The following is a 13809-nucleotide window of genomic DNA, read 5'->3' as shown; positions in this document are numbered from 1 at the left end:
TGGAAATGCCCTTTACTTCGTTTAAAATTGAAGTAAAGGGTTTTCATTTAGCGGTAACCTCTAGTTTTCGAACGTTTTGTGAAGAAAATCACGAATAGATGTGAACAATTTGTTACATCAAACATTTAGAACAGACACAAAGGGTTATGTTCTCTATGATACGGATATAAACATATATAGAAGTACGTTTAGGAAGAGGGGGGCACACACATGTTCAATGATCCAGTTATGCTCAGTCGATTATTGACAGGGCTCACATTAGCATTTCACATCATTTTTGCAACGATTGGTGTAGGAGTTCCGTTGATGGTACTCGCAGCCGAGTACATTGGAATTAAACGAAAAGATCCAGATTATATTCTTTTAGCACGACGCTGGACGCGCGGTTATATCGTAACGGTAGCGGTCGGAGTCGTTACGGGGACGGCAATCGGATTACAATTATCGCTCTTATGGCCTTCATTAATGCAAGTAGCCGGACAGACGATTGCTTTGCCACTCTTCATGGAAACATTCGCCTTCTTCTTTGAAGCGATCTTCCTTGGGATTTACTTGTACACATGGGATCGCTTTAAAAATCCGTGGTTACACTGGTTAATCGGGATTCCGGTCGTCATCGGAGCGACGGCGTCGGCCTTCTTCATCACGACGGTCAACTCGTTCATGAACTCGCCGGAAGGGTTTAAAATCGTCAACGGAACATTGACACAAATCGAACCATTGAAAGCGATGTTCAATACGGCAACGCCAACAAAAGCGACGCACGTCATCGTCTCGGCTTACTTGACGGTTGCCTTCATCTTAGCAGCTATCGCGGCGTTCCATCTCTTGCGTAAGAAAACACTGTCCGCAGCCGAGACGGCGTATCACAAAAAAGCACTTCGTCTGACAGTCATGGCTGGATTGATTTTCGCCTTCTCGACAGCGCTCGTCGGTGATTTTTCAGGAAAGTACCTTGCGAAATATCAACCTGAAAAATTAGCAGCAGCGGAGTGGCATTTTGAAACGACAAATGAAGCAGAACTGATTTTCGGTGGGATTTTAGATGAGCAAGAAGATGGTAGTTATGACATCAAAGGTGCGGTTAAGATTCCGTACGCCTTGTCAATTCTTGCAGGCGGGGCACCAGATACAGAAGTCATCGGTCTAAATGAATTTGCGAAAGAAGACCAAGCGCCTTTATTCGTCCACTATTTCTTCGATATCATGGTATCGATCGGGATGTATTTAGCAGCGATTTCCGCCTTGTTCATACTCGCATTCCGACTGAAGAAGTTAAACCCGTATAATAAGTGGTTATTGCGTGGTATTTTCATTGGTGGACCACTCGCCATCGTTTCGATTGAAGCAGGTTGGATGTATGCGGAAATCGGACGTCAACCATGGACGCTATATGGTATTATGAGAACGGCTGACGCAGCGACGACATCTACTGCGGTCGGACCGATGCTGATTCTATTCAGCATGTTGTACCTCTTACTTGGTACGATTTGTACAGTCGTATTGCTCCGTATGTTTAAAAATAATCCTGTCGGTAAAGAACTCGCAGACGATCACCATACTCGCGGTGAAGCGATGTTTGCGGACGATAAAGAATAAGGAGGGAACGAGTTGGACATTCAAACACTAGGAATAACCGTACTTTGGACGTTCCTCTATGGATATCTCATCGTTGCCTCAATTGACTTCGGTGCTGGATTTTACGCATTTTACTCGAAATATACAAAACGAGATCATTTGACGAATCGATTGATTTTACGTTATCTCTCGCCCGTTTGGGAAGTGACGAACGTTTTCTTCGTCTTCTTCTTTGTTGGTCTCGTCGGGTTTTTCCCGGACACAGCGTACTACTATGGAACGGCACTTCTCGTGCCTGCATCAATCGTACTCGTTCTGATTGCGATTCGCGGTAGCTTTTATGCCTTTGCGAACTACGGTTCGAACGATAGTATGTTCTATACGTTTCTCTATGGTGCGACGGGACTCTTGATTCCGGCTGCGATGTCGACGACGTTGACGATTAGTCAAGGTGGCTTTATTCGTAAAACGAGTGAAACGGTTGAGTTTTTAGGGACGAAATTGTTTACGAACTTTTATTCCTGGTCCGTCGTAGCACTTGCGATTGTGTCCGTCCTTTATATTAGTGCGATGTTCCTGTTGTTCTACGCAGATAAGGCGCGAGACGCAGGGGCGAGTGACTTGATTCGGAAATGGGCGCTCTTTTGGAGCATTCCAACGATCATCGTCTGCGGACTTGTGTTCTTTGGTTTAAAGAACCAAGCTGCATGGCATTATGAAAACATTTTGAATGGTAACTGGTGGTGGTTCGCAGCAAGTTTTGTGTTCTTCTGTGTTGCAGTCGCACTCGTCTACCTGAAGCGCAATTATGGAATTGCCTTTATCGCTGTCATGGCTCAATACGGAGTTGCATGGTTCGGATACGGCTATACTCATTTACCGTATATCCTATACCCGTACATCGATATCAATAAAGCGGTCGTTAACGAAACAATGGCGACGTCGCTTGTCGTAGTCTTTATCTTCGGACTATTACTATTGATTCCGGCACTCTATCTGATTTTACGATTGTTCCTGTTTGATAATGATTATGTCAGAGGCGAAAAAGCAAAAAAATAGCAAAACCTTAAACGCCTTCACGCACTGTGAAGGCGTTTATAGTATTTTAAGAAAGAATCGGGTACACTACTACTGACGAAGCGAAATCTGAAGGAGAGTTGAACATGAATGGAGAGTTTGCAGTAATTGGTTTGGGACGTTTTGGTGGTTCAATCGTCCGTGAATTATCGAAGAATGGCTATGACGTTCTAGCGATTGATTCGGATGAAGAACGTGTCAATGAATACATGGGGATTGCGACACACTCCGTCATCGCCGATACGACGGATGAGAACGTACTGAAGAGTCTTGGAATTCGAAACTTTGATCACGTCATCGTTGCGATTGGTGAGAACATCCAAGCTTCGATTTTGACAACGTTGATTTTAAAGGAGCTCGGTGTTAAATCGATCACTGTTAAAGCGACGAACGATTACCACGAAAAAGTATTGCGGAAAATCGGTGCTGACTTCATTGTCCACCCGGAACGTGACATGGGGGTTAGGATTGCGAACGGTCTGATGAGTTCGAATATTTTGGATTATCTTGACCTGTCTCAAGAATTCTCGATCGTTGAAATCAAGGTCAGCGATCGTATGGCAAACAAAACGTTGATTGATCTTGATTTACGAAGTAAGTACGGCGCGAACGTTGTCGCCATCAAACGGGGAGAAAATGTCATGATTTCGTTGCAAGCTGATGAAGTCATTGAAAAAGGCGACTACCTTGTTGTCATCGGGGAAAACGAAGACTTAGACCGTCTCGAACGAGCCATCCATAAAGTAAAAAGCTGAGGAACTTCCTCAGCTTTTTTTGTATCACTTTTAAATTAATTGGAATTTTTTTAAACCGTGTGCGATGCCGTCTTCAAGAATGTGTTTCGTGACGAAGTCGGCGGCGGCTTTTGTTTCGTCTAATCCATTGCCCATCGCGATACCTGTTCCGACGTAGCGGAGCATCTCGAGATCGTTCAGCGCGTCACCGAAAGCAAACGTATCTTCACGTTTGATATCCGTTAAACGGAGGAATTGTTTAATTCCATCTGCTTTCGACGATCCGGCATTGATGACGTCCATCGCTTGTGGGTGCCAACGAATGAAATCGAATGCTTGATAGTTTTGCGTATAAATCGATTCTTCTTCTGCCTGACAATAGACGAGGGTTTGGAAAATATCGTGCGTCTCGTAAGCTTCTTCATTATAAGCAGGGAGTGGAATATCGAGCGCGCCGAGTGATGTCGCGACGGTCTCGTCTGTTTGACGCGTCGTGAAACCTTGTTTCTCGCCGAGATAGACAAGTGTGTGCCCATTATTTTTTGCGCGTGATGTTAAGTGTTTCAAATCATCGACGGGTTGCGGACGTTTATAGATGACTTCGTTTTGGTGAACGACGATTTGACCGTTGTAGCCAATAACCGTATCAATGCCGAGTTGCTCACGGACGCCTGACAGCATCGCAGGACCACGCCCGGTCGCGATGGCGACGTAAACGCCGTTTTCCTGTAGTTGTTTGATTGCCTGTTTTGTCGATTCCGGTATGAAATGACCATCATGAAGCAAAGTTCCATCGATATCGAAAAAGACGACTTTTTGATTTGCCATGGTTTCACCTTCTCTATTTAATTGGCTGAATAGCCGTTTACAAATGAAAGTATAGCATAGCGCCTAGGTTCAAGCAGACATCAGTTGTTGAATAAGGATGAAAAAATGAACCGTTTTCGTGTATACTAATCTAAGGACAAAAAACAATGGACTGATAAGGAGTTGCTAAGTATGATTTTTAAAGTATTTTATCAACCGCTTCGTTCGGAAGCGCCAGTAAGAGAACGGACAGAGGTTATGTATGTTGAAGGAGAGAGCATTCGTGACGTGCGAACATCGATTGATCATCTCATCAAAGACATTAACGTTGAATTCATCCGCGAAGTAAGTGGAGAATTCCTTGAGTACGAAAAACAAAGTGCTGACTACAAGGTAGCGACGTTCGCATGAAGTTCGTCAAAAACCACCAAGCAGCCGTATTCGCACTCGGCGGTTTAGGAGAAATCGGGAAGAACACATATGTGGTTCAATTCCAAGATGAAATCATCGTCATTGATGCAGGGGTCATGTTCCCAGAAGATGAATTGCTCGGAATCGATTATGTTATTCCAGATTACACGTATTTAATCAAAAATAAAGATAAAGTCAAAGGTGTGTTCATCACACACGGACACGAAGATCATATCGGTGGACTTCCTTTCTTATTAAAACAAGTGAACTTACCGATTTATGCGGGGAAAATTGCCCTTGGTTTAATCAAGGTCAAATTAGAAGAGCATGGTTTATTACGGACGGCAGAACTTCATGAAATTGATGAGGACTCGATCATCAAGTTCCGGAAGACAAGTATTTCATTCTTCCGGACGACACACTCGATTCCGAATTCGTTCGGTGTCGTCGTAAAAACGCCACAAGGCAATATCGTCCATACAGGAGATTTTAAGTTCGACTTCACACCAGTCGGCGAGCCTGCTGACTTAGCGAAAATGGCAGAACTCGGGAAAGAAGGCGTACTTTGTCTCTTATCTGACTCGACGAATGCTGAAGTTGAAGGATTTACGATGAGTGAACGGGTTGTCGGTGAAACAATTTCGGATATTTTCCGGAAAGCAGATGGACGAATCATCTTTGCGACGTTCGCCTCGAACATCTATCGTCTCCAACAAGTCGTCAATGCCTCGGTTGAAGCAGGACGGAAAATCGTCGTCTTCGGTCGAAGCATGGACAAGGTCATGATGATTGGACAAGAGCTTGATTTCATCAAGGCACCTAAAGGAACAATCATCGAGCCGAACGAAATGAAACGGTATAAATCGAATGAAATTACGATTCTTTGTACAGGTTCGCAAGGAGAACCGATGGCAGCGTTAAGCCGAATCGCCAATGGGACACACCGTCAGATTTCAATCATTCCTGATGATTTGGTCATCTTCTCATCTTCACCGATTCCAGGAAACGTTGTTTCAGTCGGGAAAACGATCAACCAACTGTATAAAGCAGGAGCAGACGTGATGTACGGTAAGCTCAATGATATCCATACGTCAGGTCACGGTAGTCAGCAAGAGCAACTCTTGATGCTACGCTTGCTCAAGCCGAAGTACTTCATGCCGATTCACGGAGAGTACCGGATGTTGAAAAAACATATGTCGCTTGCGATGGATGCGGGTGTTCCGGAAGAAAACTGTTTCGTCATGGATAACGGTGAAGTCTTAGCACTCGATGCCAATGCAGCAGCGATCACTGGTAAAATCCAGGCGAATGCGGTATACGTCGATGGAAAAGGAATTGGAGATATTGGAAACATCGTGTTACGCGATCGTCGTATTCTTTCAGAAGAAGGACTCGTCGTCGTCGTCGTCACACTCGATTCGAAAACAAACCGTCTTGTTTCTGGACCGGACATTATTTCTCGTGGATTCGTCTACATGCGTGAATCGGGCAACTTGATTAAAGATGCTGAGCGCTTGTTGAAACGTTCGTTAGAACAATCATTAACGAATCGAAACACGAAGTGGACGGATATCAAACAAGTCATCAACGATACATTAACACCTTATTTGACTGAAAAAACACAACGTCATCCGATGGTCATGCCGATCATTATGGAAGTTTAACGAAAAAAGCCATTTCCTGATTCAGGAAATGGCTTTTTTGTTTCAAGGTCGGGTTCACGTAGCTGGCCCGTATTCCTTGAATGGTTCTTTTTTATCGATTCGATCGTAGAACATGATGCCGTCTAAATGGTCGTATTCATGCTGGCAAACGATTGCTTTCATACCTTTTAATCTTAATTTTACAGGAATTCCGTTATGATCGATGCCAGTAAGGGTAATACGCATATAGCGTGGCACGTGACCCTCGACTTCACGGTCGACGGATAGGCACCCCTCACCACCGGTTAAAAAAGTTTGTTCAACGGAATGGCTGATGATTTTTGGATTGTAGATTCCAAACTCTAAAAGATCGTCGCCGTCCGGAAGACGAATCGCGAACATCCGCTTGTTGACACCGATTTGAGGAGCAGCAAGACCTATCCCGCTACGCAAATCGTACTTTTCAGCTATTTCATCATCTTGACTGTTAGCAAGAAACTCGCGCATCAAGCGCATCGTTTCTTTATCTTCCTCACTGAGTGGGAAAGTAACTTCTACCGATCGTTCGTGAAGCGTCGGAACTTCTTCGCGTACGATTTCATTCATGGTGATCATGAACAACACCCCTTTCATCTACAAAAATTATAGCACAAGCGAAAGGGGAAATTCATAACTAACACAGTTACAAATAGTTGAATAGTACAGAAGGAGAAACAGAAGGTTTTTGTGAAAGGGGTCACAAATAGCGGTCGGAAAAAAAATAAAACATTTCCTTTGATTTTATAGGCGTTACAGTTTTATACTTGTAACGTAATGAACAAGACATCAAATCGTGTCGAGTCATGTTAATACAGTTTACTCAACTGAATAGGTACACAGATATATGTTCAAGAAAGGTCACACGGGACTTCGATTTTTGAACACTATTGGTATGTGGGCAAATCAGTCAGAGGAATATTTCGCTGAGCACAGTGAAAGGATGAGGTGAAAAGATGAACTTAAACATGTTTAAAAACGTGGAAGAAAACTTTGAAACGTTCCGCATTCTTGACGAGAAAGGTGAAGTCGTCAACAAAGACGCTATGCCGGATCTCTCAGATGAAGAATTAACGGAATTAATGCGTCGTCTCGTATACACACGTATTTGGGACCAACGTGCAATCTCACTCAACCGTCAAGGACGTCTTGGTTTCTATGCTCCAGTAGCAGGACAAGAAGCGTCAATGATCGGAACACAATTCGCACTCGATAAGGATGACTGGATTCTTCCTGGATACCGTGATATTCCACAGATGGTCTTCCATGGCTTCCCACTCTACAAAGCATTCTTGTTCTCACGTGGACACATCACAGGCGGTAAGATTCCTGAAGGTGTGAACGTCTTAATGCCACAAATCATCATCGGCGCACAAATCGTTCAAGCTGCCGGTGTTGCACTCGGTCTTAAGAAAAGTGGTAAAGAGCAAGTAGCAATCACATATACAGGTGATGGCGGTTCTTCACAAGGTGATTTCTACGAAGGAATGAACTTTGCTGGAGCATTCAAAGCCCCTGCAATCTTCGTTGTCCAAAACAACCGTTTTGCAATTTCGACGCCAGTTGAAAAACAATCGATGGCAAAAACAATTGCACAAAAAGCGGTCGCTGCCGGCATCAACGGTATTCAAGTTGACGGTATGGACGTTCTCGCAGTTTACGCTGCAACGAAACAAGCACGTGTCGAAGCACTTAACGGTGTACCGACATTGATCGAAACACTCACGTACCGTTACGGACCACACACACTCGCTGGTGATGATCCAACACGTTACCGTACAAAAGATATGGATGATGAGTATCAAGCTCAAGATCCACTCGTTCGTTTCCGTGCGTTCATGGAAACAAAAGGTCTTTGGAACGAAGACAAAGAAAACGAAGTCATCGAGCAAGCAAAAGCTGATGTGAAAGAAGCACTTGCACAAGCTGACAAAGAACCAAAACAAAAAGTTACTGACTTCATCAACGTGATGGCTGAAAAGTTACCACAAAACCTGCAAGAGCAGCTTGATGAGTATACAGCAAAGGAGTCGAAATAACCCATGGCACAAATGACGATGATCCAAGCGATCACTGACGCAATGCGCGTCGAGATGAAACGCGACGAGCAAGTTCTCTTGTTCGGTGAAGACGTCGGTAAAAACGGTGGGGTATTCCGTGCGACAGAAGGTCTTCAAGATGAATTAGGCGAAGACCGCGTCTTCGATACACCACTCGCAGAGTCTGGTATTGGTGGTCTTGCAGTCGGGTTCAGCTTGACTGGTTTCCGCCCAATCATGGAAATCCAATTCTTCGGTTTCGTTTTCGAAGTGTTCGATTCAGTAGCAGCTCAGCTCGCGCGTCTACGTTACCGTTCAGGTGGTACGTACAGTGCACCAGTTACAATCCGTTCACCATTCGGTGGTGGCGTTAAGACACCAGAACTTCACGCGGATAACTTAGAAGGATTGATGGCTCAGTCACCAGGACTTAAAGTCGTCATCCCGTCAACTCCGTACGATGCAAAAGGTCTTTTGATCGCGTCAATCCGCGATAACGACCCAGTCGTTTTCCTTGAGCACATGAAACTCTACCGTTCATTCCGTGGCGAAGTTCCTGAAGGGGACTACACAGTCGAACTCGGTAAAGCAGACATCAAACGTGAAGGTACAGACGTTACAATCGTCACGTACGGCGCGATGGTCCACGCTTCACTTAAAGCAGCTGAGGAACTTGAAAAAGAAAACATCAGCGTCGAAATCATCGACTTGATGACAATCAGCCCAATCGATATCGATACAATCGTTGCGTCAGTTAAGAAAACGAACCGTGTCGTTGTTGTTCAAGAAGCTCAAAAACAAGCAGGTGTGGCTGCAATGGTCGCAACTGAAATTCAAGAGCGTGCAATTCTTGATCTTGAAGCACCGATTCTTCGTGTAGCGGCTCCGGATACAATCTTCCCATTCGCACAAGGGGAAGACGTCTGGATTCCAGACCACAAAGATATCGTTGAAAAAGTAAAAATAGTTTACAATTTCTAAGCGTGATTCGGAAAAAAGGAGAGGGGAGATTCTCTCCTTGCTTCCGTTTTAAAGATAACAATTGACTAGAAGAGTGAAATAAAAGGAGGCATATTCAAATGGGTTTATTTGAATTCAAATTGCCGGATATCGGTGAGGGTATTCACGAAGGCGAAATCGTAAAGTGGTTCGTAAAAGCGGGCGACACAGTTAAAGAGGACGACGTTCTTCTTGAAGTTCAAAACGATAAAGCAGTCGTTGAAATCCCGTCACCAGTTGATGGTACTGTCAAAGAAGTAAAAGTAGACGAAGGTGTCGTTGCTGTTGTTGGTGACGTATTAATCTCATTCGACGTCGAAGGTGAAGGTTCAGCTCCTTCTGAAGAAGCAGCTCCTGAACAACCTAAAGCAGAAGAAAACGCAAAAGATGTCCAAGACACGGATCAAAAAGTCGAAGACAAACCAACTGAAGTTCAAATCCACAAATCAGAACGTGTCATCGCGATGCCTTCTGTTCGTAAGTATGCACGTGAAAAAGGTGTCGACATCCGTGAAGTCCAAGGTTCTGGAGACAACGGTCGCGTCGTTAAAGAAGACATCGATGCATTTGCAAACGGTGGTCAATCTTCTACTGCACCAGCTTCAGAAGAAAAAGCATCTGCACAAGCATCTGCTCCTAAAGCTGAAGTGAAACCGTATGTTGCTGCTCAACCTGAGCTTGAAACACGTGAAAAAATCAAAGGTATCCGTAAAGCGATTTCGAAAGCAATGGTCAACTCGAAACATACGGCACCACACGTAACACTTATGGACGAAGTCGATGTAACGAACCTCGTGGCACTCCGCAAAAACTTCAAAGAAGTTGCTGCAGCACAAGGTACGAAATTGACTTACCTTCCGTTCGTCGTTAAAGCATTGACTGCGGCTGCTAAAAAGTACCCGACTATCAACGCTTCAATCGATGATGCAAACGAAGAAATCGTCTACAAAAACTACTTCAACATCGGTATCGCAGCGGATACAGATAACGGACTTGTCGTACCTGTCGTCAAAGACGCAGATCGCAAATCAATCTTCTCACTCGCTGATGATATCAATGATTTAGCTGGTAAAGCACGTGACGGTAAACTTTCTGGTGAAGAGATGAAAGGCGGATCGATCACAATCACAAACATCGGTTCTGCTGGCGGACAATGGTTCACACCTGTCATCAACCACCCGGAAGTTGCAATCCTCGGTATCGGCCGTATTGCTGAAAAAGCAGTCGTTAAAAACGGTGAAATCGTTGCAGCACCAGTTCTTGCACTTTCATTCAGCTTTGACCACCGTCTCATCGATGGTGCAACTGCACAAAACGCGCTTAACCTAGTTAAACGCTTGTTGAACGACCCACAACTTCTCATTATGGAGGGATAAGCAATGGTAGTAGGTGAATTCGCACAAGAAACAGATTTACTCGTAATCGGGGCCGGCCCTGGTGGTTATGTCGCTGCAATCCGTGGCGCACAACTCGGACTTAAAGTAACAGTCGTCGAACGTGAAAACGTCGGTGGTGTTTGCTTAAACGTTGGATGTATCCCGTCAAAAGCGTTAATTACAGCTGGACACAACTTCCAACATGCAAAAGGTTCGGACTCGATGGGGATCACGTCTGAGAACGTTGCAGTCGATTTCTCGAAAGTTCAATCTTGGAAACAATCAGTCGTTAACAAATTAACGGGTGGTGTTGGCGGCCTTCTTAAAGGTAACAACATCGAAACAGTCGTAGGGGAAGCATACTTCCAATCTGAAGATACAGTCCGTATCATCAACGAAGATTCTTCAACACCTTACAAATTCAAAAAATGTATCGTTGCAACAGGTTCGACTCCAATCGAACTTCCAGCGTTCAAATGGTCTAAACGTGTCCTTTCTTCTACAGGCGCATTAAACCTTCCTGAACTTCCGAAAAAACTCATCGTCATCGGTGGCGGATACATCGGAATGGAGCTTGGTACAGCGTATGCTAACTTCGATACTGAAGTTGTCATCTTAGAAGGAACAAAAGACATCCTTTCTGGTTTTGAGCCGGCAATGACACAAGTCGTCAAGAAAAAGCTCAAACAAAAAGGGAACATCACAATCCACAACGAAGCACTTGCACAAAGTGTGGAAGAGACAGAAGACGGCGTTAAAGTAACGTTCGAAGTGAAAGGTGAAACACAAACAGTTGAAGCAGACTACGTCCTCGTCACTGTCGGTCGTCGCCCGAACACTTCTGATCTCGGTCTTGAGATGGCTGAAGTTAAACTTAGCGAGCGCGGACTTGTCGAAATCGACGATCAGTGCCGTACGTCTAACGAAAACATCTACGCAATCGGGGACATCGTTCCTGGACCACCACTTGCGCACAAAGCATCATTCGAAGCGAAAATCGCTGCTGAAGCTGCTGCTGGACACCCGGCATACCTCGACTACAGTGCAATTCCTGCGGTTGTTTTCACAGACCCAGAACTCGCAACAGTCGGTTATACAGAAGCACAAGCGAAAGAAGAAGGTCTTGATTACCTCGCTTCTAAATTCCCTTATGCTGCAAACGGTCGTGCCCTTGCACTCAACGAGCCAGACGGCTTCTTGAAAATGATTACACGCAAATCAGACGGTCTCTTGATTGGTGCTCAAATCGCTGGTACAGGCGCATCTGACATGATCGCAGAGATGGGACTCGCAATCGAGTCTGGAATGACTGCTGAAGATATCGCACTCACAATCCACGCACACCCTTCACTTGGTGAAATCGCGATGGAAACTGCTGAAGTTGCAATCGGTAGCCCAATCCACATCATTAAATAAGCTTTAAGCCCTTAAGCGGGGAGCCGACCGCTTAAGGGCTTTTTTCATTATCATATGCAAGAGACTAAGGTATGGTCTTGGCAAAATAAAAAGTACGGGCGGAGGATTTGATATCCTGCGCCCGTACTTTTTATTTTGCCATAACGTCTGCTCTCGTTTGAATCATCGAATGGCATTCGATTGTTGAATCACTTTAATCGTTTCGAGTGAATGATCCTCAAGCCCTTGAACGGGGAGACCTGCTTCGATATTTTCTTTAATATATGCTAAGTTATCCGTCGTAATCATCTCACCTGGGATGAAGATCGGGATGCCCGGCGGATAGACCATCATGAATTCTGCAGAAATCCGTCCTACGGCTTTTGCAAGCGGAATCGTTTCCGTTTCTTCGTAGAAGGCATCGCGTGGACTTAATGCGAGTGCAGGTATGTCCGGCAACATGATAGAATGTGATGTTGTTTTCGCACCTGTATCACGGTACCGTTCAACGAGCTCAGTCATTCCAGTCAGTAGGGCGTCAATCGTTTCCTCAGAGTCACCTGATGTGATAATTAAGAGGATGTTATTCAAATCTGATAGTTCGACTTCAATCCGGTGCTCCTCACGTAAGAACTCTTCGACGAGGTGACCCGAAATACCGAGTCCTTTGACCGAAATCAAGACTTTCGTCGGGTCGAACGCGAATGTCGCACTCGAATGTAAGTCCGATTCACCGAAGACGGCGAGGTAAGGCAACTTAGCGAGACCCATCCGCATCCGTGTCGATAGTTCAAGTGCGCGTCGGTTCATTGCCTCACCATTGATCGCGAGGTGGCGCCGTGCACAATCGAGTGAAGCGAGTAACAGATACGATGTTGACGTCGTCGTCAACATCGAGAGGACAGTCTGGACTTTATCGGGCGAGACCAGACCCCGGCGGACGTTCAAGACAGAACTTCCTGTGAGTGATCCACCCAGTTTGTGCACACTCGTAGCGGCTAAGTCAGCCCCTGCTTGCATCGCTGATAGCGGCATATCATCGTGGAAGCCGATATGGACGCCGTGTGCTTCGTCAACGAGGACAGGGATTCCTTTCCCATGAGCAAGCTTGACGATGCTCTCAAGGTCGCCTGCGACACCGAAGTACGTCGGGTTGATGACGAGGATCGCCTTCGTATCAGGATGAAGACTGAGGGCACGTTCGACGGCACTTGGTGTGATACCGTGAGCAATTCCAAACATTTCATCAAATTCAGGGTGAATGAAAATCGGGTGCGCTCCAGAAAGAACGATAGCCGACATGATCGATTTATGGACATTTCGCGGAACGAGGATTTTATCGTCCGGACCGACGACGCTCATGATCATTGCCATGATTGCCGTTGACGTTCCTTGGACAGAGAAAAACGTTTCATCTGCATGAAATGCTTGTGCCGCCAATTGATGGGCATCTTTGATAATCGTTTTCGGATGATGTAAATCATCGAGTGGAGCGATGTTGATTAAATCGATATCGAGTGCATTTTGACCGATGAACGATCGAAATGCAGGATCCATTCCTTGCCCATTTTTATGACCAGGAATATGGAATTGAATTGGTTGACGTTTCGCATGCGCGAGTAGCGCATCGAATAAAGGTGTATCGAGCTGTGTTAAGCTTTTTGTTTGCACCAGATTTCCCCCCTTAAAACCGAATAAAAAACAATCAAACAAG

General features: G+C 45.1%; 12 protein-coding genes. 9 read left to right on the top strand and 3 right to left on the bottom strand.

Annotation, left to right across the window (positions count from 1 at the left end):
• Positions 1-210: 210 nt before the first annotated feature.
• From P403_RS0102825 to P403_RS0102815, 3 genes are all read left to right on the top strand, one after another.
• On the top strand, positions 211-1599 hold the full coding sequence (locus P403_RS0102825; RefSeq protein WP_029330964.1) for a cytochrome ubiquinol oxidase subunit I: 1389 nt from the start codon (positions 211-213) through the stop codon (positions 1597-1599).
• A 12-nt stretch (positions 1600-1611) separates the two neighbouring features.
• Positions 1612-2637: a cytochrome d ubiquinol oxidase subunit II gene (locus P403_RS0102820; RefSeq protein ID WP_029330963.1), complete on the top strand. Its 1026-nt coding sequence runs from the start codon at positions 1612-1614 to the stop codon at positions 2635-2637.
• Between the two features lie 104 nt (positions 2638-2741).
• Positions 2742-3410: a potassium channel family protein gene (locus P403_RS0102815; RefSeq protein ID WP_029330962.1), complete on the top strand. Its 669-nt coding sequence runs from the start codon at positions 2742-2744 to the stop codon at positions 3408-3410.
• A 30-nt stretch (positions 3411-3440) separates the two neighbouring features.
• On the opposite strand, the gene P403_RS0102810 is transcribed toward P403_RS0102815, so the two are convergent.
• Positions 3441-4217: a Cof-type HAD-IIB family hydrolase gene (locus tag P403_RS0102810; RefSeq protein ID WP_029330961.1), complete on the bottom strand. Its 777-nt coding sequence runs from the start codon at positions 4215-4217 to the stop codon at positions 3441-3443.
• Between the two features lie 171 nt (positions 4218-4388).
• Here P403_RS0102810 and P403_RS0102805 point away from each other — a divergent pair, with 171 nt between their 5' ends.
• Both P403_RS0102805 and rnjA read left to right on the top strand, forming a co-directional pair.
• Positions 4389-4607: a DNA-dependent RNA polymerase subunit epsilon gene (locus P403_RS0102805; protein ID WP_029330960.1), complete on the top strand. Its 219-nt coding sequence runs from the start codon at positions 4389-4391 to the stop codon at positions 4605-4607.
• Positions 4604-6271, top strand: a complete 1668-nt coding sequence (rnjA, locus tag P403_RS0102800) for a ribonuclease J1 (RefSeq protein ID WP_029330959.1) — start codon at positions 4604-4606, stop codon at positions 6269-6271. Before P403_RS0102805 ends, rnjA begins: the two co-directional genes overlap by 4 nt.
• Before the next feature lie 54 nt (positions 6272-6325).
• Here rnjA and def read toward each other — a convergent pair whose 3' ends face one another.
• On the bottom strand, positions 6326-6865 hold the full coding sequence (gene def / locus P403_RS0102795) for a peptide deformylase (protein WP_029330958.1): 540 nt from the start codon (positions 6863-6865) through the stop codon (positions 6326-6328).
• Positions 6866-7242: 377 nt separating this feature from the next.
• On the opposite strand from def, the gene pdhA reads away from it, so the two are divergent.
• The 4 genes from pdhA (at position 7243) to lpdA (ending at position 12116) form a co-directional block, all read left to right on the top strand.
• Positions 7243-8325, top strand: coding sequence for a pyruvate dehydrogenase (acetyl-transferring) E1 component subunit alpha (gene pdhA / locus P403_RS0102790; RefSeq protein ID WP_026827895.1), 1083 nt, complete (start codon positions 7243-7245; stop codon positions 8323-8325).
• A 3-nt stretch (positions 8326-8328) separates the two neighbouring features.
• Positions 8329-9306, top strand: a complete 978-nt coding sequence (locus tag P403_RS0102785) for an alpha-ketoacid dehydrogenase subunit beta (RefSeq protein WP_029330957.1) — start codon at positions 8329-8331, stop codon at positions 9304-9306.
• 98 nt (positions 9307-9404) lie between these two features.
• On the top strand, positions 9405-10700 hold the full coding sequence (locus tag P403_RS0102780) for a dihydrolipoamide acetyltransferase family protein (RefSeq protein WP_029330956.1): 1296 nt from the start codon (positions 9405-9407) through the stop codon (positions 10698-10700).
• A 3-nt stretch (positions 10701-10703) separates the two neighbouring features.
• Positions 10704-12116, top strand: coding sequence for a dihydrolipoyl dehydrogenase (gene lpdA, locus P403_RS0102775; protein WP_029330955.1), 1413 nt, complete (start codon positions 10704-10706; stop codon positions 12114-12116).
• 162 nt (positions 12117-12278) lie between these two features.
• Here lpdA and P403_RS0102770 read toward each other — a convergent pair whose 3' ends face one another.
• Positions 12279-13766, bottom strand: a complete 1488-nt coding sequence (locus P403_RS0102770) for an aminotransferase class I/II-fold pyridoxal phosphate-dependent enzyme (protein WP_029330954.1) — start codon at positions 13764-13766, stop codon at positions 12279-12281.
• Positions 13767-13809 lie beyond the last annotated feature (43 nt).

Origin of the sequence: Exiguobacterium oxidotolerans JCM 12280 (assembly GCF_000702625.1) — a bacterium.
GTDB lineage: Bacteria > Bacillota > Bacilli > Exiguobacteriales > Exiguobacteriaceae > Exiguobacterium_A > Exiguobacterium_A oxidotolerans.
The sequence above is the reverse complement of the archived record's forward strand: the minus strand, read 5'-3'. Positions and strand labels throughout refer to the sequence as shown.

Excerpts from the sequence above, each read along its gene's own strand:
- P403_RS0102815 (WP_029330962.1), top strand. The coding sequence starts at position 2,742 with ATGAATGGAGAGTTTGCAGTAATTGGTTTGGGACGTTTTGGTGGTTCA.
- rnjA (WP_029330959.1), top strand. The coding sequence starts at position 4,604 with ATGAAGTTCGTCAAAAACCACCAAGCAGCCGTATTCGCACTCGGCGGT.
- P403_RS0102780 (WP_029330956.1), top strand. The coding sequence starts at position 9,405 with ATGGGTTTATTTGAATTCAAATTGCCGGATATCGGTGAGGGTATTCAC.
- P403_RS0102785 (WP_029330957.1), top strand. The coding sequence starts at position 8,329 with ATGGCACAAATGACGATGATCCAAGCGATCACTGACGCAATGCGCGTC.
- P403_RS0102810 (WP_029330961.1), bottom strand. The coding sequence starts at position 4,217 with ATGGCAAATCAAAAAGTCGTCTTTTTCGATATCGATGGAACTTTGCTT.
- def (WP_029330958.1), bottom strand. The coding sequence starts at position 6,865 with ATGATCACCATGAATGAAATCGTACGCGAAGAAGTTCCGACGCTTCAC.
- lpdA (WP_029330955.1), top strand. The coding sequence starts at position 10,704 with ATGGTAGTAGGTGAATTCGCACAAGAAACAGATTTACTCGTAATCGGG.
- pdhA (WP_026827895.1), top strand. The coding sequence starts at position 7,243 with ATGAACTTAAACATGTTTAAAAACGTGGAAGAAAACTTTGAAACGTTC.
- P403_RS0102805 (WP_029330960.1), top strand. The coding sequence starts at position 4,389 with ATGATTTTTAAAGTATTTTATCAACCGCTTCGTTCGGAAGCGCCAGTA.
- P403_RS0102825 (WP_029330964.1), top strand. The coding sequence starts at position 211 with ATGTTCAATGATCCAGTTATGCTCAGTCGATTATTGACAGGGCTCACA.